Below are 20,168 nucleotides of genomic sequence, written 5' to 3' on the forward strand. Positions count from 1 at the left end.
TCTGGTAGCTGCCAACCTTGGCTGGAAAATGCCTCGGCTCTGGTGGGTGCCGACCTTGGTCGGCACGGGGTAGGAATCCACGCATGGCGTGGATCTACCGGCGGGTGGTGGCAACCATCAGCAGAGCGCTCGCAGCCAACACCGCGGCAACCCACAGATTCGCATGCAGGCCCATGCCATCCAGCAGCCGGCCACCGCCCCACGCCCCGAGCGCGATGCCCACATTGAACACACCAACGTACAGCGCGGTGGCGATCTCCACGGCCTGCGGCAGCGCCTTCATCATCCAGCTCATCAGGCCCACCGACACACCACCGTAGGCCAGGCCCCACAGCAGCAACACCGCAATGCCACCACTCGGCGTGCCACCCACCCACAGCAACAGCAGCGGCGTCAGCAGCAGGCCCGACGCGATCGCCAGCAGCGTGCTGCGTGGATGCCGCGCCGCCAGCGGCCCAGCGATGAAGTTGCCGGCGATGCCGGCCAGGCCGTAGGCAAACAGCAGCGCACCGATCCACGACGAATCCACGCCCGATACGGACGTCAGCAGCGGCCGCACATAGGTGAACGCGATGAAGTGCCCTGCCACCAGCAGCAGGGTCAGCCAGAGTCCTCGCTGCAGGCCGCGATGACCGAGCTGCTGCACGAACTGCCGCGCCTGCACCGATGTGCTGACCGGCAACGCCGGAACCACGCGCAGATGCAGCAGCATCACCGCCGCGCTGAACAGCGCCATCGCCGCGAACGCGCAGCGCCAGCCCAGTGCATCGCCGATCAGCGCGCCCAGTGGCACGCCCAGCACCGATGCCGCGGCCACGCCGCCGAAGATGATCGAGGTGGCGAGGCCGATGCGGTGGGCCGGCACCAGGCGCGCGGCCAGACCGCCGGCGATGGCCCAGATCCCGCCCATGCAGAACCCCACCAGTACGCGCGCGGCCAGCAGCCAGCCGATGCCCGGTGCCAGCGCCGAAGCGATGTTGGCGACCAGCAGAAGTGCAAGCAGCGCACACAGGATGCGACGGCGATCGATGCCACCCGCCGCGATCACCACCAGCGGCGCGAACAGCGCCGCCAGCAATGCCGGCAGTGAGATCATCAGGCCGGCGGTACCGGTGGAGGCGCCGAGGCTTTCGGCGATCGGCGTCAGCAGGCCCACCGGCAGCATTTCGGTGGTGACCACCGAGAACGTGGCGAGGCCGACTGCGGAAACCGCCCACCACGGAGGGCGGACAACCGGCGCGACGTGCGCGGGCGAAGAGACACTCATGGGACGATTCCTTCAGCGGAAATGGGTGCAACTGCGCCGCGCAGCGCGCGTTGCAGCAGCAATGCGAACAGCAGCACGACGGCGCCTGCCGCCAGCGCGACGATGAAGCCGCTGCGAACGCCACCGGCGTCCACGCTCTGCCCGGACAGCGCCGCCCCCAGCGCCACACCGATGTTCAGTCCGGCCAGCAACCAGGTCATGCCTTCGGTAAGGCGCGCTTCGGGCACGCGCTGTTCGACCAGCGACATCGCCACGATCATCGTCGGCGCGAAGAACAACCCGGCCACCAGCACCGCCACGGCCAGCGCCGGCAGGCTACCGACCCACAGCAGTGGCAGCGTGGTCAGCGCGGTGGCCGCTGCGCCCAGCAGCAACAGGCGCTGCAGCGGCGCCTGCAGCTTCAGCGCGCCGAACAGCAGGCCCGACGCACAACTGCCCAGCGCATAGGCCGACAGCACCACGCTGGCCGCGAGTGGCTGTCCCCGCTGTTCGGCGAAGGCCACGCTGGTGATGTCGACGGTACCGACAATCACACCCATCGCCAGCATCAGCAATGCCAGCAGGCGGATCTCCGCTTGCCGCAGAAGCGAGCGCGAGGGTGTTGCGCCTTCGCAGCGCTGCAGCGGTGGTTCGGTACCGCGTTGCAGGACCAGTGCGGTCACCCCGAGCACCAGCAGCAGGGCCGCGGCCAGCACGCCGGCCTGCGGCCATACCGCCACCGACAACCCGACCGACAGCGGCGGGCCGGCAATGAAGGTGACCTCGTCGAACACGGTCTCCAGCGAGTACGCGGTCTGCAGTTGCGGGCGACCGCGGTGGATCGCGGTCCAGCGCGCGCGCACCATCGCCGACACGCTGGGCATGCAGCCGGCCAGCATCGCTGCGACGAACAGCATCCAGTCCGGCGCGGCCAGCAGCGTGCACGCGAGCAGCAACAGCAGGCCGGCCGCGCTGGCCGCCGTGGCCCACGGCAGCACCCTGCGCTGCCCGCGCCGGTCGACCCAGCGCGACACCTGCGGCGACAGCAACGCGTAGGTCAGCACGAAGGTGGCCGACACCGCGCCGGCCAGCGCATAGCTGCCGCGCAGCTGCGACAGCAGGGTGATGATGCCGATACCGGTCATCGGCAGCGGCAGGCGTGCCAGCAGCCCGGCCAGAGCGAGGCCGGCGGTGCCGGGGGCAGCGAACAGGTCGCGATAGGGGGTGGCCATCAGGATCTCCAGGGCAGCGGCTTGCCTGGCGCGTGCGGCGCCACGACAATACATACAGAGCGTATGAATAAGAGGCTACATTCATACGCGTCGTATGTAAATAATCATGCACTGCGTATGTAAGGAGCTCCGGATGGTTCGCCGCACCCGCGCCGAGATGGAAGAAACCCGCGCCAGCCTGCTGGCCACCGCCCGCCGGGTGTTCAGCGAGCATGGCTATGCCGCCACCTCGATGGATGACCTGACCGCCCAGGCCGGTCTGACCCGGGGTGCGCTCTACCACCACTTCGGCGACAAGAAGGGCCTGTTGGCGGCGGTGGTCGCCCAGCTCGATGCCGAGACCGACCTGCGCCTGCAGGCGATCAGCGATGGCGCGGATGATGCCTGGGACGGCTTCGTACAGCGCTGCCGTGCCTATCTGGAGATGGCGCTGGAACCGGAGATCCAGCGCATCGTGCTGCGTGATGCGCGCGCGGTACTGGGTGGCGCCTCACCGGAATCGCAGCGCCACTGCGTGCACTCGATGCAGCGCCTGATCGAACAGTTGATCGCGCAGGGCGTAGCGGTGCCGGTGGATGCGCAGGCGCTGGCATCGCTGATCTACGGCAGCCTGGCCGAGGCCGCGTTCTGGATCGCCGAGGGCGAGGACGGTGATGCGCGCCTGCGGCAGGCAACGGCGGCGCTGGAGATGTTGTTGCGTGGGTTGAAGGTGGCCGGGTAACGCCGATCCGCGCGTGGCGTGGACCTACTGCGGAATCCGCTCTGGTAGACGCCAACCTTGGTTGGCGCTTCTACGGCACTGCGCGAAATGCGTGCCGACCAAGGTCGGCAGCTACCAGAACCATGGTGTCAGTAGATCCACGCCATGCGTGGATGAAGCTCTATCGCGCAACGCGTGCCAACCCAGGTTGGCACCTACCGGAGCATTTCGGGCCACTCGCGCAACACCGCTGCCGGCACGCCCATCCGCGCGCAGGCGCGGCTGGCCAGGCCGTCGGGCAGCGCACGGCGGAACAACGGCGCCATGCCCTGCATCAGCTTCGCCGACGCTGCAGCTTGTGCGCGCTGGCGCGCATTGCGTTCCAGCATGCCTTCGGCCCAGTCCGGCAGCAGCGCCGCACCGGCGCCGAGGAACACTTCGCGCGACAGGCCCGGCACCGGTACCGGCAGGCGCACGCCGGACAGCACCTCCAGCACCTCGCGCGAGCGTTCGTCGACGCGCAGCTCCGGCTGCCGCGCGCAGAAATAGGCGGCCACTTCCGCTTCACTGCGCGGCACATCCACCGCGCCCAGTGCCTCGGCCACGCAGCGATACTCGTCGTAGTAGCGATCGGCGATGTGCGCCGGCACCTCGCGTCCGTAACGGCGGAAGCCCTGCAGGAAGCCGAAGGCCTCGGTCACATGCACCCAGGTCAGCAGCTGCGGATCATCGGCGGCATAGGCCTCGCCCTGCGCGGTCTGGCCGCGGATCTGCGCATGGATGCGGCGTACCTTCGCCACCAGCGTCTCGACTTCGCCGACAGGCGCATAGCTGGTGCCGGCAACGAACGCGGTGGTGCGGCGCAGGCGGCCCACCAGGTCCTGGCGGAAGTTGGAATGGTCATAGACCCCGGCCAGCGCGCGCGGGTGCAGGGTCTGCAGCATCAGGGCGCACAGGCCTCCGGCCAGCATCGACGGAAATTCCGCATGCAGCCGCCAGGTGACGCTGTCCGGGCCGAACCAGCCCGGGTCACCCAGCGGGTGGTCGTAGTCGATGCCGCTCTGGCCACGCGGGAAGGCCTCCAGGACCCAGCGCCGGATCGGCGCGGTCACGGGGCGGGAGAGTCGCTGCAGCAGAGCCGGCATCACAGGTCCAGGAGAGGCGGAAGAACGGCCACGCGTTGCGCGGTCGGCCCCGATTCTGGTCGATCACGACGCCGACGGCGAGTCTCCGCACTCAGCAACGGTTTCATGTGCGGCTGCAGCATGTTTCACCCTGCGACATCCTGTCGCAGGCTGCGACGATGATGCTGCGCCGCAGCAGCATTCACCCATTCAGACAAAACCCTTACGCCGCTAGGCATTCCGCCCATTGCACGGCTCGCTGGAAGTGCTAGAACTGAACCCGCCACACCGTCCAATGCTGATCGACGCACGTTCCACAAGGAGCCAGCCATGATTGCTTTGTTCAAGGGTTTGGGACTACTGCTTCGCGACAACGAGCTCTACAGCAGCCCGTTCGACAAACAGGTCGCGCACTGGCGCAATCTGAGCGAGCAGCAGATCCGCGATGAAGTGGCTGTGCTGGCCCAGGCCAAGTGCCAGTGGCTGATCGCCTCGATCGTCGGCTGGCAGGCGGCTTCGCTGCTGATCCTCGGCCTGATCACCAACTACCTCTGGCGCGACGATTACCACATCACCTTCACCCGCGTGGTCGTGGTGTTCGGTTCGTGGATCTCGATCCTGTTCGTGATCTGGTTCATGGCCAACATGTTCGACCGCACCGCCGGTTTCGAGCGCTGGATGAAGGCCTTCAACAGCCGTGCCCGCATCAGCTCCAAGGCCGACAGTGTCGAACACGTGGCCGAGGCGCTGGACCTGGCCGAGCACTATCCGGAAGTGCTGGACTACAAGCAGGCGGTCACCGCCCGGCGCGAACTGCGCCATGAGGACATCCGCATCATGACCGAGATCGGGCGCATGAAGCAGCACTCCGAACTGGTCGGTCGCCTCAACCATGTCGGCGAGAACGAGCACCACCACGACCTGACACTGCAGCCTGCCTACTGACCCTTCAGGGAAGCGGGGGGACCCACAATGCCACCGTGATCACTCACGGTGGCATTGTTCTATCGGGTCCTGGCTGACGCATTGGCGGAAGCCCTCGGGCAGGTCGCGCATCGCCTCGGTCTGTCCCACCGCCACTGCGAACCGGCGCAGCGGTGGCTTCGCGCATGCCGCATCGGTACTGCAGGCAGGGTCCAGCACCAGGTAGTGGCATTGGCCGCTGCTGCTGGCGATGCACTGGAACCGCGCCTCGCCATCGGCCACCGTGCCCTTGCTGTACAGCGTGTCCACGCCATTGGCACGGGTGCGGGTGATCGAGGTGTTGCTGGACTTCTCGCAGCCGGCCAATGGCAGCGCGGCAATGCAGGCAAGCAGGAACAGGCGCACGGTGCCTCCAGGGTGCGGCTACATGCCGCGGAACAGGCTCATGAACGGTTGGCTGACCACCAGGGTCTCGGCCCGCCCCCGCAGGCGAAGCACGCCGCGGCCGGTATCGTCGCGGCTGACCGCCGCCACCGCCTTCATGTTGACGATGGTCGAACGATGGATCTGGCGGAAGTGCTGCGGATCGAGCACCTCCAGCAGCTCGCGCAACGGGGTGCGCAACAGGCTCTCACCGGCCGCGGTCACCACGGTGGTGTACTTGTTGTCGGCGCGGAAGTAGGCCACGTCCTCCAGCATGATCAGCTGCGTCTCGCGGCCGTTGCTGGCGGTGATCCAGGCCAAGGGCGGGCGCTCGGCAGCGCCCTGCGATGGGCCCAACCGCTGCAGCAGGCGTTCGAGTACGGCATCGTCCTGGCGCGTTGATGGCAGCCGCGAGAGGATGCGTTCGCGCGTGGCCAGCAGGCGCTCGTCGCTGACCGGCTTCAGCAGGTAGTCCATCGCGCCCTGCTCGAACGCGTCGATGGCGTACTGGTCGTAGGCGGTCACGAACACCACCTGGGTGCGCGGGCTCAGCTCGGACAGCGAACGCGCCACTTCGATGCCGCTGATGCCGGGCATGCGGATATCGAGGAAGGCAATGTCCGGCTGCTTCTCCGCCAGTTGTTCCAGCGCACTGGCACCATCCTCGCACTCGGCCACCAGCTTCAGTTCCGGCCACAGCCGGCCCAGCTGTTGCACCAGTGATTGCCGCAGCAGTTCCTCATCCTCAGCGATCAGCGCTTCAAGCGGCATGGCTGCGCTCCTTGTTCGACTGCGGCAGGGTCATGGTCGCGGCCACGCCGCTGGGGAAGTTGGCGACGATCGCCACACCGGCCTGCTCGCCGCAGGTCAGGCGCAGGCGCTCGCGCAGGTTCTTCAGCCCGATGCCGGTACCACTGGTGCCCTGGCCGAAACCGAGGCCATCGTCGGCCACCGTCACCGTCACATGGTCATCGAAGCCACGCGCCAGGATCCAGATCGTGCCGCCGCCGGGCTTCGGTTCCAGGCCGTGCTTGATCGCGTTTTCCACCAGCGTCTGCAGCGCCATCGCCGGCAGGTGCACGCCGTGCAGATCGTTCGGCACCTGCACCTCCACCGCCAACCGCGCGCCCATGCGGATGCGCAGGATCTCCAGATAGGCGCGGGTACGTTCCAGCTCCACGCCCAGCGTGGACACCGATTCATCCACCTGCGGCAGCGAGCTGCGCAGGTACTGGATCAGATGGCCCAGCATCTGCTCGGCGCGCGCCGGGTCGGTGCGGGTCAGCACCTGCGCATTGGCCAGCGTGTTGTAGAGGAAGTGCGGTTCCACCTGCGCATGCAGCAGGCTCAAGCGCGCCACCGACAGCTCCTTCTCTACCTGGGTCTGTTCGGCCGCGGCCTGCTCGTCGCGGCGCTGGTCGGCAACACGACGGCTGATCGCGCGGGTAACCGCTTCGGCGTTCTCGAAGTTGCTGCCTTCGTCCAGCGCCAGCAGGTCGGCCCACCAGCCGGCATCCGGTTCGAACAGCAGGGTGACCGTGCTGGTGCCCTGCCCCGGCGTGACCGTGGCCAGCACGCTGTTGCGCTTGATCGCCAATCGCGCCGGCAGGTTCCAGCGCGACGGCTGGCGGCCATTCCAGAGATCGACCCGGCGAACGTAAGCGCGCACCTGCAGGCTGCCGGCCGAACTCTCCACGTCTTCGACGCGCGGCAGTTCAGCGATCGCCGCTTCCACCACGGCGTAGGCCTGGCCGGCATCCATCGGCAGTTCCACCTGGCGGCGCTGGCGCCCGGACAGCGTGGTCGAGTCCAGCCGGCCGGCGACCAGCCAGACCCGTCGTACATGGGTGATCGCGCTGCCCAGCGCGGAGATCATCAGGAACATCGCCAGCAGGCCGAAGACCCAGCCCGGGCCATCGTTCATGCCGCTGAAGATGCCGCTCCAGACCATGCCGGCGACAACCAGCGCGGCGGCCCAGGCCAGCAGGTGGCGGATCAGGAGAGAGAGGCTGGCGAACACGGCGGCGCCTTGGAGGAAGGGGGTGAGCCGAGCATAGGGCGGCCCGCCGGGCAAGCAAGCGGGCTGCGACGAAGGCCGGAAAAGTGGGGATGGAAGCCATTCTGGTAGAGCCGGCGGCTGGCCGGCTCCCCATTATCTCCGCATGCATCACAGGGTTGCCGGCCAGCGGCCGGCACTACCCGGGAGGCGCCGGGCGAACCCGGCGCATTCCCTTACTTGCGCTGGTCGGCGCTGGCGTCACGCACAGCGCGGAACGATTCGTCCTTGCTCCAGTTCGGCCAGCTGCGCGAGTTGGCCAGCTGGTTGCCCAGCGTGTACAGCACTTCCAGGTCGCGGGCGGCACCGGCGAACACCCAGTCCGGCTGCCATTCGTCGCCCTGCTGGTGGTAGCGCTTGGCGGTGTAGTCCTCGGAGGCCTTCTTGCCTGCGGCCACGCCACCGTCCACCCAGTCCTGGCCGGCCGACCACGACAGCGCCGGCACGCCGCGCTTGGCGAACGGGAAGTGGTCGGAGCGGAAGAACAGGCCCGCTTCCGGCTTCGGGTCCGGCGTGTAGCGGATGTCCCAGCCCTTGGCCACGTCCTTCAACTGGTCCAGCAGCTCGAAGCGCGCGGCACCGTAGATGCCGAAGTCACGCGACGGGCCGAACGGCGCCATGCCGTCCATGTTGATCACCGCCACGGTCTTTTCCAGCGGATACAGCGGATGGGTAGCGTAGTACTCCGAACCCAGCAGGCCCTTCTCCTCGGCGGTGACCGCCAGGAACAGCACCGAGCGCTGCGGGCGCTTCTGCTTGGCGAAGCCACGGGCCAGCTCGATCAGCGAGGCGGTACCGCTGGCGTTGTCCAGTGCGCCGTTGAAGATGCGGTCGCCACGTGCGTCCGGTTCACCCACGCCGATGTGGTCCCAGTGCGCGCTGTAGATGATCGTCTCGTCCGGGTGGCTGCTGCCCTCCAGGCGTGCGGCCACGTTGTGCGAGGTGATCACTTCGGTCTTCACCGCGTACTTCGCGTCCAGGCTGGCGCCGGTCAGCGGCACCGGGGTGAAGTCACGCTGCTGCGCCTTCTTCTTCAGCGCCTCGAAGTCCTGTCCGGCCGAGCGGAACAGCTCCACCGCCAGGTCACGCTGGATCCAGCCTTCCAGCAGCGGATGGCTTTCCGCCGGGTTGTCGCGCACCACGTCGAACATGGTGTTGGTGTTGGAACCGGCCACGGTGGCCCAGCCATACGACGCCGGCGCGGTCTCATGCACGATCAGCACGCCCAGCGCACCCTGGCGGGCGCCTTCTTCGTACTTGTAGGTCCAACGGCCGTAGTAGGTCATGCCCTTGCCGTCGAAATCACCCTGGCCGGTCTCGAAGTCCGGGTCGTTGATCAGCACCACGGCGATCTTGCCCTTCAGGTCCACGCCCTTGAAGTCGTCCCAGTTGCGCTCCGGCGCCTTCACGCCGTAGCCGAGGAACACCAGCGGGGCCTTGCTGATGTCGACGTTGCTGGCGCCGTTCATGGCGGCGCGCACGGCGATCTGCTTGCCCTGCTCCAGCGGCACGGTCTTGCCGCCCTGGTGTAGCGCCAGCTGCGGTGCGCCGAGGATGTCACCCTTGCGCAGCGGCACGGCCTGGGTCCACAGGCGCGTGCCGTCCTTGAGGTCACCGCCCGGCTGCAGACCGGCATCGGCGAACTGCTTGCTGAGATAGGCGATGGTCTTCTCTTCACCGGCGGTGGCCGGCGAACGGCCTTCGTAGGCATCGGAGGCCAGTTCCTTGACGTCGGCGGAGATCCGCGCGCCATCGAATTTCGGGGTGGCCGCCATCAGTGCGCTCGACACCGACAGGGCCAGCACGCCCAGTACCACTCGTTTCATTGCTCTCTCCAGCAGGGAAATCCTACTGGAGTGTAAAGGGATTCGGAAAGACGGGGTCAGATCCCTCTCCCGACGGGAGAGGGATCTGACCCCGATGGTCATCCTGGTGCTTGCGCGCGGGACAGCAGGTGCTCGCGTTCGCGCGCGTTGCCGGTCAGCGCGGCGGCGGCGGCAAATGCACCGCGGGCATCCTCAAGGCGACCCAGCTGCTGCAGCAGCTCACCACGCACCACCTGCAACGGTGCGTAATCGCGCAGTCGTGCATCGTCCAGCAACGGCTGCAGCTGCACCCATGCCGCGAAGGCACCTTCGCTGCGCAGCACCGCCACCACCCGGTTCAATGCAACCACCGGTGACGGCTGCACCTGCAGCAGCTGCGTATAGAGCGCGGCAATGCGTGGCCAGTCAGTCGCTTCAGCGCGGCGTGCGGCCGCATGGCAGGCCGCGATGCGAGCCTGCAGCACATAAGGATCATCGCCACCACCGGCGGCCAGCGCACGTGCCAGCACCTGCTGCCCGCGCTCGATCTGCAGCCAGTCCCAGCGCGCCCGGTTCTGCTGGTCCAGCAACACCGGTGCACCCTCTGCATCGGTCCGCGCTGCCACACGCGATGCCTGCAGTTCCATCAGCGCCAGCAGGCCCAGTACCGGTGGCACCGGCAGCCGGTGCGCCAGGATGCGCGCCAGCCGCAGCGCCTCCTCGCACAACGCCGGGCGCATCCAGTCATCGCCGGCGCTGGCCGCATAGCCCTCGTTGAACACCAGGTAGATCGCCTCCAGCACCGAGGCCAGCCGTTCGGGCATCGCCTCCGCGCGCGGCACTTCATAGGGCACCTGCTTCTGCGCCAGCGTGCGCTTGGCACGTACGATGCGCTGGGCAATGGTGGGCTCGGGTTGCAGGAAGCCACGGGCAATCTCGGTGGTGGTCAGGCCACCGAGCAGGCGCAGGGTCAATGCCACCCGCGCGTCGGCCGGCAATACCGGATGGCAGGCCACGAACATCAACCGCAGCAGGTCGTCACCCAGGTCATCCTCCAGCGCCTGGCTGTCATCCGGCGCCGGCAGGGGGGCCGGATGCAGTTCCTCGCCCCATTGCGCATGCTGCTGCGCCACCCGCTGGTGCTGGCGCAGCACATCGATGGCACGGTTGCGCGCGGTGGTCATCAGCCAGGCTCCGGGACTGTCCGGGATGCCCTGCTCCGGCCAGCGCTCCAGCGCGGCCAGCCAGGTGTCCTGGGCCAGCTCCTCGGCACGGCCGACATCGCCACCGAGCAGCCGCGCCAGGCGCGCGATCAACACCGGCGACTCCATCCGCCAGAGGGTTTCCAGACGCTGCGTCAGTGCGGGATCAAGCATGCGCCGATCACAGCACGCACGCGTGGCCCGCACAAGCGCCGTGGCTCACGCTTCGACAATGGGCCTGAAGCCGCCCCAGAACATGCGCCTGGTGTCGAACGGCATGTCCTTCGGGCCCAGCGACGCCAGCCGCGGGTCCGCCATCACTTTCGCGTTGATACGGTCGCGCGCCGCGCGCGAACGGAACACCACGAAGGCGACGATCACCGTTTCGCCCGGTTTTGCCTTGACCGCGCGCGGGAACGAGGTGCTCTTGCCCGGCTCCACGTCGTCGGCCACGCACTCCATGTACTGCAGCGCGCCATGGTCCTTCCACACCGCGCCGGCCTTGCGGGCAAGGCGGCGGTAGGCCGCCACCTTGTCCTGCGGGCACGGCAGCACGTAAGCATCCACGTAAGCCATGAGGTGTCTCCCTGCGGCGACCGTCAGCCCGGCTCGCCGTCCATGTGTGCGATTTCCCAGAGATGACCGTCCAGGTCCTGGAAGCCGCGCTGGTACATGAAGCCATAGTCACGCGCCGGCTGCGGTTCGCTGGCGCCCGCCGCGAGCGCCTTGTCCACCATCACATCCACCGCCTTGCGACTGTCGGCGGACAGGCAGGTGATCACTTCGGTCTGCTGATGTGCGTCGGCGATCGACTTGTTGGTGAACTGCCTGAAGAACGGCTGGGTCAACAGCATCACGTAGATGCTCTCGCTGATCACCATGCAGGCCGCATCATCGTTGGTGAAGGTCGGGTTGAAGCTGTAGCCCAGCGCGGCGAAAAAGGCCTTGGAGGCATTCAGATCCTGCACGGGCAGGTTGACGAAGACCATCTGCGGTTGCGGTGCACTCATCGGTGAAGCTCCTTGTGGATGGAAGAAAGAGGGATCAGGGCTGCTTCATGCAGTTGACCATCCACGGCTTGCCGTAGCGGTCGATCAGCATGCCCCAGCGGTGCGCCCAGAACGTTTCGGCGATCGGCATCTGCACCTGGCCACCTTCGGCCAGCGCCGCGAACACGCGTTCGGCTTCTTCGATGCTGTCGACGTCGACATTGATGGTGGTCGAGCCCCCCTCACCACCACCCGGACCGTCGGCCGCCATCAGGATGGCGCTGCCGATCTCCAGTTGGCTGTGTGCGACATGGTCCAGGGTCTGCGCCGGCATCTCGTTGCAGCCGGGCATGCCATCGGACGGCGGCATGTCGCGGTACTTCATTTCCGAGGTGACCTGGCCACCGAGTGCCTTGGCATAGAACGCCATCGCGTCGTGGGCCTGGCCGCTGAAGCCAAGGAAGGGAATCAGTCTCATCGCACTACTCCGTTGAGTGTTGCAGGGGGGTGACACCGGGTATGCCCGGCAGATGTGAAGCAGGGAACGGGTCAGCCTTCCAGCTGTGCACGCAGACGCTGTTCCTGCTGCTGTAATTCGGGGGTGAAGGCCTCACCGAAGTCTTCAGCGGAGATCAAGGGGCGCAGCTCCAGCGTGCCGCCACTGCCGAAGGGCGCACGGCTGGCCCATTCGACCGCCTCGTCCAGCGAGCGCACGTCCCACAACCAGAAACCGGCGATCTGTTCGCCCGCAGGGCCAAACGGACCGGCCTCGACCTTGGGCGCGCCGCCGCCGAAATGAATGCGACGTCCGCGCTGGGTGGCATGCAGGCCTTCACCGGCCAGCATGATGCCGGCGGCCACGAGTTGTTCGTTGAAGGCGCCCATTTCGGACAATTCCTGTTCGCTGGGCATGCGGCCGGCTTCGGAGTCGGCGTTGGCCTTCACGATCACCATCACTTTCATTGCGGTCTCCCGTGGGGACGCGTGGTGCGTGCCCTTCACTGGGTACAACGAACCAGAGGGCTGGGAATCGACACGTTCTCTGAGAATTATTTCTTCCGTGGAAAGCGCGCCTTCGGCGGGGGTCGGCGAACGGCGGAGCCCCTCCGTGGTGGGGTTGGATTGGTCGCTGAAAAGCTCGGGTTCATGGGTTTGGCCGGGTGGGTAGGCGGGTCGGGGGACGCCGTAAACCCGTCCCTGGGGGCTTGGCCGCGGCATCCATGCCGCGGACACCCCCGCCCCGCCTACCCACCCGGCCTTGGACAAGTTCCTGTCTCCGTTCCACCACGGGAAGATCAAGAAAAAAAGCAAAAGCAAAAGCAAAAGCAACAGCAACGGCGGTTGGCTGGCGGCCTCGGCTTTGCGAGCGAAGCGACCCGCTTTCGCCTTGTTGTTGATTTCCCGTGGTGGTTCGGCGACCGGAATCTGTCAGGGGTCGGGCGGGTGGGATTGGCGGGGTATCCGCGCCATGGATGGCGCGGCTAAGCCTCCAGGGACGGATTCACGGCGTCCCCGCCAATCCCACCCGCCCGACCCACCCTCTGAAACCCAGCTTTCAGCGACCAACCCACCCCACCACGGAGGGGCTCCGCCGTTCGCCGATCACCCGCCGCAGGCGGCCTTTCGCGCTGCAGCATGCCGGCAGGCAAACCTGCGCCATCATGGACACCCCGCCCCCGCCAGGACCGTGCCATGCAGCAGTACCTGCTTCTGATCTACATCGAGCCTGCCCTGCTGCAGGCCTTGCCCACCGAAGAATTCAACGCGCTGATGCGCGACTGCCTGGCCCACGCCGACAAACTCCAGGCCGAAGGCACGCTGCTGGCCGCGCAGAAGCTGCAGCCGGTCGACACCGCGCAGACCCTGCGCGTGCGTGATGGCCACAGCCGTGTACTGGATGGCCCGTTCGCCGAAACCCGCGAACTGCTGGCCGGCTTCAACCTGATCGTCGCCCGCGACCGCGACGAAGCCATGCGCATCGCCCGCGATTTCCCGTGGGCGCGTTTCGGCAGCATCGAGGTGCGGCCGCTGGAAGACATGGACGCCGAGCGCGAACGCTGCGGCGCCCCGGCTGCGGCTATGGCAGCAGCCGTACTCTGATCTCGCGCGGACCCACGCCTTCGTTGCCGCTGTAGTCGCGCACGCTGGCGCGCACGGTGTACTCGCCCGGTGGCAATGCCGCCGGCTGCCAGCGCCCGGTTTCCATCAGGCCGTCACGCACGGTGTTGGTGGCCAGGTAGCGGAAACGGGTCACCGCGCTGCCATGCACGGTGATGCCGCTGTCCGGCGCGTAGGCCACGCGCACCGCTTCGTTCTGCGGCGGCATGCGGTTGAACACGATGTTCCAGCGCGGTTGCTCGTAGCCCTGCAGCGGCTGCCCGGCAGCATCAAGGATCTGGTAGCCCACCTGATACATGCCCAGCCGGCGACGCGGCAGGTTGTTGTCGACCTGGTCCCAGGCCTCGACCACGATCTGCACGCCGCGGCCCTGCCGCGTCACCATCACCACGCCGTCGCTGCCTGCGGTCATCGGCTGGTCGTTGTCGTCCAGCAGGTCCACATCGGTGATGCGCGGCGCGAAGTGGTCGGCGTAGTTGTGGAAGCCCAGCGCCACCGCATTGGTTTCGAAACCGCCGGTACCCACGGCCAGGTGCACGTGCGCCTGGTTGTTGATGCTGCCCAGGCGATCACCGACGTGGATGCGCATGCCGCGACGCACCCGCATACGTTCCAGCTTGCCCTGTTCGTCGTACAGCGCCTGCCAGCGCGCATCGAACGGCTGGTCGCGCGGGGTGCGGCCGACCCGCATGTGAATGTACTTGAGGCGGTCCACGGCCAGGCCCTCGGCCTGCCCCCCCAGGCTCCACGCCGCTACCGGGCTGCTGATCTTGCCATCGGCGATCGCCAGCACGGTCTGGCCGACATCACCGCGCACGTCGAAACCGCCGTGCAGGTGGTGGCGGCTCTCGCCCTTGAAGTTGCCGCGCACCTCGCCCAGCGTGCCGACCACTTCATGCCAGCCGTCCTGCGGTGCCAATGGCCAGCGCCCACCGGTGTCCGGCAACGCTGCATCGGCAGCGGGCCCGACCAGTGCCGGTGCCGGCAAATCACCCACCGGCAGCGGGCGCAGGCGGTGCAGGCGATAGCTGGCGGAATCGGCGACCAGCACACTGCCGTCGGCATCCATCGCCAGACCACTCGGGCGGGCCAGTCGCGGCAGGCGGCCGTTGCCCACCAGCGCGATCTGGTGGCCCTGCGGTGTTACCTGCACGACGCGGCCATCAAGGTCACCCACGTACAGCACGCCGTCGTGCGTGGTGGCCAGCGACAGCGGCCCATTGATCACGCCGCCATCGCCCAGCAGCGTGCTGACCGTGCCATCGGCACCGACCCGACGCACCGCGTTGTTGAACAGGTCGGCCACCAGCAGCGCGCCGTGCGCATCGAAGGCCAGCGCCACCGGGGTATCGAAGCGCGCATCGCCCGCCAGACCATCGGCCAGACCCGGGCGCTCGCCGCCGGCCAGGGTGCGCACGTTGCCATCGGTGCCGATCACCCGGATGCGGTCGTTGAAGGTGTCGGCCACGTAGACCTGGCCCTGCGCGTCCACCGCGATGCCCATCGGCGCATCGAACCGCGCCTGCGTGGCAGGGCCATCGGCGTAGCCCTGTTCGCCACCGGCCAACGTGGTCACCTGGCCATCAGTGCCAATGCGGCGGATCGCATGGTTGCCGGTGTCGGCCACGTACAGGTTGCCCTGCGCATCGGCGGCAATCCCGGAGGGCGTATTGAAACTGGCCTGCAGTGCAGGGCCATCAATGCGCCCCTCGCCCTGCCCGGCCACGGTTTCGATGCGGCCATCGGGCAGGCGTCGGCGGATGCGGTTGTTGTCGCCGGCATCGGTGAAATAGATGCTGCCATCGGCACTGCGCAGCAACGCGTACGGGTCGGCGAAACGGGCCTGGGCAGATGCGCCGTCACGATCACCCAGGTGGCCATCGCCGGCCAGCGGCTCGATCTGCGCGGTCCAGGCCAGCGGCGTGGGCGCTGGGCCTGCCGGTTCAGCCAAGTGGTGCAGCGGGGTCTCCCACCAGGTTGCAGCCAATGCCACCGCCGTTGCCAGCGCCACGCCTGCCGCCATCCATTGCCACCGTGCCATCGTGCTGCGCTGCCTGCCTGCTGCTTGAAGAGGCACCGACAATAGACGCTGGAGACGCGATCCGCCACGGCCAATCGTACTGCCGGATACCAGAGTTCCATGCGTCGCGCTTGTTCTCGTTGGCTACAGCGGGTTCAATGCTCTTCCCACGGATGGAGATCCTCCATGCCCCGCGTCTTCCCCCTCGCCGCCCTGCTGGTGGCTGCACTGGCCAGCACGCCGGCCTCCGCCTCGATCACGGTGGCGCCACAGAAGCCGTCCGTCACCGCCGATGCGATGCACCAGGCCTATGCCACGCGATGGGATGAGGCGATCCAACAGTCGCGCAGTGGCAACACGCTGGGCGCACTGATGGCGATGGAACGGCTGATGGAAGATCCGATGCTGGATGACTTCGATGCTGAACATCGCGGCCGCGCCGCGCAGGTGGCCGGCTGGACCGCGATGGTGCAGAAGAAGCCGGACCAGGCCCGTCGCTACCTGCAGCGCGCGCAGGAAGCACTGCCGGACGATGCGCAGATCCTGCTGACCCTGATGTCGCTGGAGCTGTCCGAGAACAAGCCCGCTCCCGCCACCAGGCTTCTGGTGCAGGCACTGACGCATGCCGACGCGCCGCTGCCGCTTGAGCACCAGACCATCAACTATCTGCAATACCGCCTGCGCGAGCAACCGCAGCAGCGCATGGAACTGCTGCAGGCCCTGTTCCACAATGGCTGGAAGAGCGGCGGCCTGGAACCGACGGCGATGTGGCTGGTGCTGGCAACGCTGCAGGTCGACAACGGCCGTGGCAAGGACGTGCCGGCCACCCTGGCCCGCATCGACAGCCCGGCCGAAATCATCCGGCTGCGCAGTGACAAGCGCTTCGATCCCTATGTCGATCGTGCCGATCCACGCTTTGATCCCGTGCAGGCTGCGCAGAAGCATCTGGACGCACTGCGTGTATCCGGCCTGCTGGATCGCAAGCTGGATGCGCGCATGGCGCAGTTCAGCAGCACGCTGCTGATGCTGGACCGCAACGAGGAAGTGCTGGCGTTGACCGATGGCATGGCGCGTGCGGCCGCAGAGGGCGAATCTCCTTCGGCGGAGGAAGCCGAGTGGGTGGCATGGCTGCTCAACAGCCGGATCACCGCATTGCGCCGCCTGGGCCGCATCGACGATGCCCTGGCCGCAGCGCAGCAGGCCGCCCGCATCGGTGCGCTCGGTCCGGATGGCATCGAGCACCAGCTGAATCTTGGCTTCGTGTTCACTTCACTGGGCCGCATGCAGGATGCCGCGCAGGCGGTGAACGGCATCCAGGGCCTGGCGGGCTACGGCAGGGCCGCACAGGCGCTGGTACAGTTCGCCGCCGCTCGCGAGCGGGGCGACAGCAAGGCGATGGACGTCGCGCGCGACGCCATCCTTGCCGAGCGCGACAACGCGCGCCTGTTCCATCGCGAGATGCTGCTGGACGAAGGCAACCTGGACGGCGCCGCCGCAGTGCTGATCGAACAGCTGCGTTCACCCCTTGATCGCGACGACGCGCTGGCCAGCCTGCAGGACATGCGCACCTATCCGTCGCTGCCGGGTGACGTGAAGATCGATGCTGCCTGGCGTGCGCTGAAGCAGCGCGCCGACGTGCAGGCCGAGGTCGCCCGCATGGGCCGCATCGAACGCTACGAACTGGTCGGCAGCTCGACCTCGCGCTGAGCAAGCTCTCATGTAGAGCCGAGCCATGCTCGGCTGAGGTGCAACAGCCGAGCATGGGCTCGGCTCTACAACGCCACGTGCGGGCAGCACCGTTTGCCTAGCGCGCCGGCACCTCGGTACGGATGCCCATCGCTTCACGGTAGCGCGCGTACAGCGCCATCACCTTGTCCACATAGGCCAGGGTTTCGGCATAGGGCGGCACGCCCTTGTAGCGGGTCACCGCGCCGATGCCGGCGTTGTAGGCGGCAGCGGCCAGCGGCCGGTCGCCGTTATAGCGACGCAGCAGCGCCCGCATGTAGCGGGCGCCGCCATCGATCGACTGCTGCGGTGAGAACGGATCGCTCACACCGTATTCCTGCGCGGTATCCGGCATCAGCTGCATCACGCCCTGTGCGCCCTTGGTCGATACCGCCAGCGCATCGAAATTGCTTTCGGCATGGGCGATCGCGCGCAGCCACGCATCATCCACGCCGGTGGCCTTGGCGGCGGCCTTGAACTGCTTGGCATGCTGTGCCAACTGCGGCGTGCCGACCTTGCCCAGGCCTTCGTGTGCCGGTTCCCCCGGCGGCGTGGCCATGGTGAACTTCAGGAACACTTTCGAGCCGGGCAGGTTGCGGGTGGAGTAGACCAGCACACCGTCCTGCTCGCGTTCGTACAGCACGCCACTGAAAACACCCATGTTGCCCCACAGGTTCGGGGTCTGGATGGCGTTGTCGTCGATCTCCTTCGCGGTACAGCGCGAGCCCGGCTCCGGTGCGGTGGCCAGGCTGACGGTGTTGCCCTGCACGCAGCGATAGACGGTGCGCGCTGCAGCCAACCCGGGCCACAGGCTGGGCAGCAGCAACAGCGCGAGCAGGAAGGGGTGGCGGGACATGGCGGGCGGATCATCCGGCCACGCCCGCTAATGCTGGGTGAATGGGGGTCGGCAGGGCTGCGCCCTGCACCCGCGGTAGTGCCGGCCGCTGGCCGGCAACCTCAACAGCAACGGCAACGACCGATTTCCTGCGAGGAGGCGGACACTCCCACAACCGGACCCACCCCGCCTTCGACAATATCCCGCGACCTGCCGGGGTCGGATCCCGTTGCTGAGCAACGGGCTCTGACCCCACTCCAGAAAGATCTCTGGATCAATCAATGGAACGAAGACGCCGGGTTACTTCGCGGTCCTCCGCCGCACCCAATACCCCACGCCCAGCAGCACGAACCACACCGGGCTGGCGATCAACGCCTGGCGGGTGTCGCCCTGCACGCTCAGCAGCACCAGCACGCCGACGAAGAACACCAGGCAGGCCCAGCACATGGCGACGCCGCCGGGCATCTTGAAGATCGATGCCGCATGGCGTTCCGGGTAGCGGCGGCGATAGACCATGTAGGCCACCAGGATCAACGACCAGACGAAGATGAAGAGCACGGTGGCCAGCGTCGTCACCAGGGTGAAGGCGGTCACCAGGTTCGGGATCAGGTAGATCAGCAGGGTGCCGCCCAGCAGGCACAGGCAGGAGAACAACAGGCCACGGGCCGGCACTGCCGCGCGCGACAGGCGCGACAGCCCGCGCGGTGCGTGGCCCTCTTCGGCCAGGCCGTACAGCATGCGGCTGGTGGAGAAGATGCCGCTGTTGGCCGAGGACGTGGCCGAGGTCAGCACCACGAAGTTGATCAGGCTTGCGGCGGCAGGAATGCCGGCCAGCACGAACAGCTGCACGAACGGGCTCTTGTCCGGCACCACCTGGCGCCATGGAGTGACGGCCATGATCGCGATCAGCGCCAGCACGTAGAAGATGATGATGCGCACCGGGATCGAGTTGATCGCCTTCGGCAGGTTGCGTTCCGGATCAGCAGTTTCGGCGGCCGTGGTGCCGACCAGCTCGATGCCGACGAAGGCGAACACCGCAATCTGGAAACCCGCGAAGAAGCCGACCAGCCCCATCGGGAACATGCCACCGTCATTCCACAGGTTCGACAGCGATGCGGTGTGGCCGCTGGGCGAAGTGAAGCCCCACGCCACCAGCCCGGCACCGGTGATGATCAGCGCACAGATCGCCACGATCTTGATCAGCGCGAACCAGAATTCCATTTCACCGAACAGCTTCACCGTCACCAGGTTCAGCGCCAGCAACAACAGTACGCAGGCCAATGCCGGTATCCATGCGTCCAGCCCAGGGAACCAGAACTGCGCGTAGGCGGCGATCGCGATCACATCGGCAATGGCGGTGACGATCCAGCAGAACCAGTACGTCCATCCACAGAAGAACCCGGCCCACGGGCCGAGCAGGTCGGTGGAGAAATCGATGAACGACTTGTACTGCAGGTTGGACAGCAACAGCTCGCCCATCGCGCGCATCACGAAGAACAGCATCGCGCCGATGATCAGGTAGACGAAGACGATGGACGGGCCCGCCAGGCTGATGGTCTTGCCCGACCCCATGAACAGGCCGGTACCGATGGCACCGCCGATGGCGATCAGCTGCAGGTGGCGGTTGGACAGGCTGCGGCGCAGGTGCTCGGGAGGCGTTGCGGGCTCGGTCATGGGCGCGGGAAAGGGCGGGCGAAGCGTCCGACGGTAGTCCTCTACGGCCCGGAGCGCCAGCGCCGGACGGCCCGATCACGTCAAACCTGGCCGCT

General features: G+C 67.3%; 19 protein-coding genes. 4 read left to right on the top strand and 15 right to left on the bottom strand.

Annotated features, from left to right (window positions below):
• Positions 1–94: 94 nt before the first annotated feature.
• On the bottom strand, positions 95–1,267 hold the full coding sequence (locus VPH47_RS18950) for an MFS transporter (RefSeq protein WP_368851479.1): 1,173 nt from the start codon (positions 1,265–1,267) through the stop codon (positions 95–97).
• A complete protein-coding gene (locus VPH47_RS18955; protein ID WP_368851480.1) occupies positions 1,264–2,478 on the bottom strand; it encodes an MFS transporter in 1,215 nt (404 codons plus the stop codon). The genes VPH47_RS18950 and VPH47_RS18955 overlap by 4 nt, the downstream gene beginning before the upstream one ends.
• A 133-nt stretch (positions 2,479–2,611) precedes the next feature.
• Between VPH47_RS18955 and VPH47_RS18960 the strand changes: the two genes are divergently transcribed.
• Entirely contained in the window at positions 2,612–3,199 is a 588-nt protein-coding gene (locus VPH47_RS18960) for a TetR/AcrR family transcriptional regulator (protein ID WP_368851481.1), read from the top strand.
• A 194-nt stretch (positions 3,200–3,393) separates the two neighbouring features.
• On the opposite strand, the gene VPH47_RS18965 is transcribed toward VPH47_RS18960, so the two are convergent.
• Positions 3,394–4,323 carry an oxygenase MpaB family protein gene (locus tag VPH47_RS18965; RefSeq protein ID WP_368851482.1) on the bottom strand — a complete coding sequence of 310 codons (930 nt, stop codon included), beginning with the start codon at positions 4,321–4,323 and terminating at the stop codon, positions 3,394–3,396.
• Between the two features lie 309 nt (positions 4,324–4,632).
• Between VPH47_RS18965 and VPH47_RS18970 the strand changes: the two genes are divergently transcribed.
• The gene (locus VPH47_RS18970) at positions 4,633–5,247 is read left to right on the top strand and encodes a hypothetical protein (protein WP_110710921.1); all 615 of its coding nucleotides are present in this window, start codon (positions 4,633–4,635) and stop codon (positions 5,245–5,247) included.
• Between the two features lie 39 nt (positions 5,248–5,286).
• Here VPH47_RS18970 and VPH47_RS18975 read toward each other — a convergent pair whose 3' ends face one another.
• The 9 genes from VPH47_RS18975 to VPH47_RS19015 all read right to left on the bottom strand — a co-directional run bounded on the left by VPH47_RS18975 (position 5,287) and on the right by VPH47_RS19015 (position 12,664).
• On the bottom strand, positions 5,287–5,631 hold the full coding sequence (locus tag VPH47_RS18975; RefSeq protein ID WP_110710920.1) for a hypothetical protein: 345 nt from the start codon (positions 5,629–5,631) through the stop codon (positions 5,287–5,289).
• Between the two features lie 18 nt (positions 5,632–5,649).
• The gene (locus tag VPH47_RS18980; RefSeq protein WP_110710919.1) at positions 5,650–6,420 is read right to left on the bottom strand and encodes a LytTR family DNA-binding domain-containing protein; all 771 of its coding nucleotides are present in this window, start codon (positions 6,418–6,420) and stop codon (positions 5,650–5,652) included.
• Positions 6,410–7,669 carry a sensor histidine kinase gene (locus VPH47_RS18985; RefSeq protein WP_110710918.1) on the bottom strand — a complete coding sequence of 420 codons (1,260 nt, stop codon included), beginning with the start codon at positions 7,667–7,669 and terminating at the stop codon, positions 6,410–6,412. Before VPH47_RS18985 ends, VPH47_RS18980 begins: the two co-directional genes overlap by 11 nt.
• Positions 7,670–7,881: 212 nt before the next feature.
• Complete coding sequence (locus tag VPH47_RS18990; protein ID WP_368851483.1) at positions 7,882–9,531, bottom strand: M28 family metallopeptidase; 1,650 nt, start codon at positions 9,529–9,531, stop codon at positions 7,882–7,884.
• A gap of 98 nt (positions 9,532–9,629) precedes the next feature.
• The gene (locus tag VPH47_RS18995; RefSeq protein WP_368851485.1) at positions 9,630–10,886 is read right to left on the bottom strand and encodes an RNA polymerase sigma factor; all 1,257 of its coding nucleotides are present in this window, start codon (positions 10,884–10,886) and stop codon (positions 9,630–9,632) included.
• A gap of 45 nt (positions 10,887–10,931) precedes the next feature.
• On the bottom strand, positions 10,932–11,288 hold the full coding sequence (locus VPH47_RS19000; protein ID WP_110710915.1) for a DUF1428 domain-containing protein: 357 nt from the start codon (positions 11,286–11,288) through the stop codon (positions 10,932–10,934).
• Between the two features lie 23 nt (positions 11,289–11,311).
• Positions 11,312–11,722, bottom strand: a complete 411-nt coding sequence (locus tag VPH47_RS19005; protein WP_368851486.1) for a VOC family protein — start codon at positions 11,720–11,722, stop codon at positions 11,312–11,314.
• A gap of 34 nt (positions 11,723–11,756) precedes the next feature.
• Positions 11,757–12,179 (bottom strand): VOC family protein, encoded by a 423-nt coding sequence (locus VPH47_RS19010; RefSeq protein ID WP_110710913.1) that lies wholly within the window; start codon positions 12,177–12,179, stop codon positions 11,757–11,759.
• Between the two features lie 71 nt (positions 12,180–12,250).
• Entirely contained in the window at positions 12,251–12,664 is a 414-nt protein-coding gene (locus VPH47_RS19015) for a YciI family protein (RefSeq protein WP_180859041.1), read from the bottom strand.
• A 729-nt stretch (positions 12,665–13,393) separates the two neighbouring features.
• On the opposite strand from VPH47_RS19015, the gene VPH47_RS19020 reads away from it, so the two are divergent.
• Complete coding sequence (locus VPH47_RS19020; RefSeq protein WP_005412102.1) at positions 13,394–13,801, top strand: YciI family protein; 408 nt, start codon at positions 13,394–13,396, stop codon at positions 13,799–13,801.
• Here the strand turns inward: VPH47_RS19020 and VPH47_RS19025 are convergent.
• Positions 13,779–15,860, bottom strand: coding sequence for a gluconolaconase (locus VPH47_RS19025; protein ID WP_368851487.1), 2,082 nt, complete (start codon positions 15,858–15,860; stop codon positions 13,779–13,781). The two genes, VPH47_RS19020 and VPH47_RS19025, sit on opposite strands and share 23 nt — an antisense overlap.
• A 165-nt stretch (positions 15,861–16,025) precedes the next feature.
• Between VPH47_RS19025 and VPH47_RS19030 the strand changes: the two genes are divergently transcribed.
• Complete coding sequence (locus VPH47_RS19030) at positions 16,026–17,546, top strand: hypothetical protein (RefSeq protein WP_368851488.1); 1,521 nt, start codon at positions 16,026–16,028, stop codon at positions 17,544–17,546.
• A 97-nt stretch (positions 17,547–17,643) separates the two neighbouring features.
• Here VPH47_RS19030 and VPH47_RS19035 read toward each other — a convergent pair whose 3' ends face one another.
• Positions 17,644–18,420, bottom strand: coding sequence for a lytic transglycosylase domain-containing protein (locus VPH47_RS19035; RefSeq protein WP_180848209.1), 777 nt, complete (start codon positions 18,418–18,420; stop codon positions 17,644–17,646).
• A 279-nt stretch (positions 18,421–18,699) separates the two neighbouring features.
• On the bottom strand, positions 18,700–20,073 hold the full coding sequence (gene cycA, locus VPH47_RS19040; RefSeq protein WP_368851490.1) for a D-serine/D-alanine/glycine transporter: 1,374 nt from the start codon (positions 20,071–20,073) through the stop codon (positions 18,700–18,702).
• Positions 20,074–20,168: the final 95 nt, after the last annotated feature.

This window comes from Stenotrophomonas sp. WED208 (assembly GCF_040984485.1).
Taxonomy (GTDB): Bacteria; Pseudomonadota; Gammaproteobacteria; order Xanthomonadales; family Xanthomonadaceae; genus Stenotrophomonas; species Stenotrophomonas riyadhensis.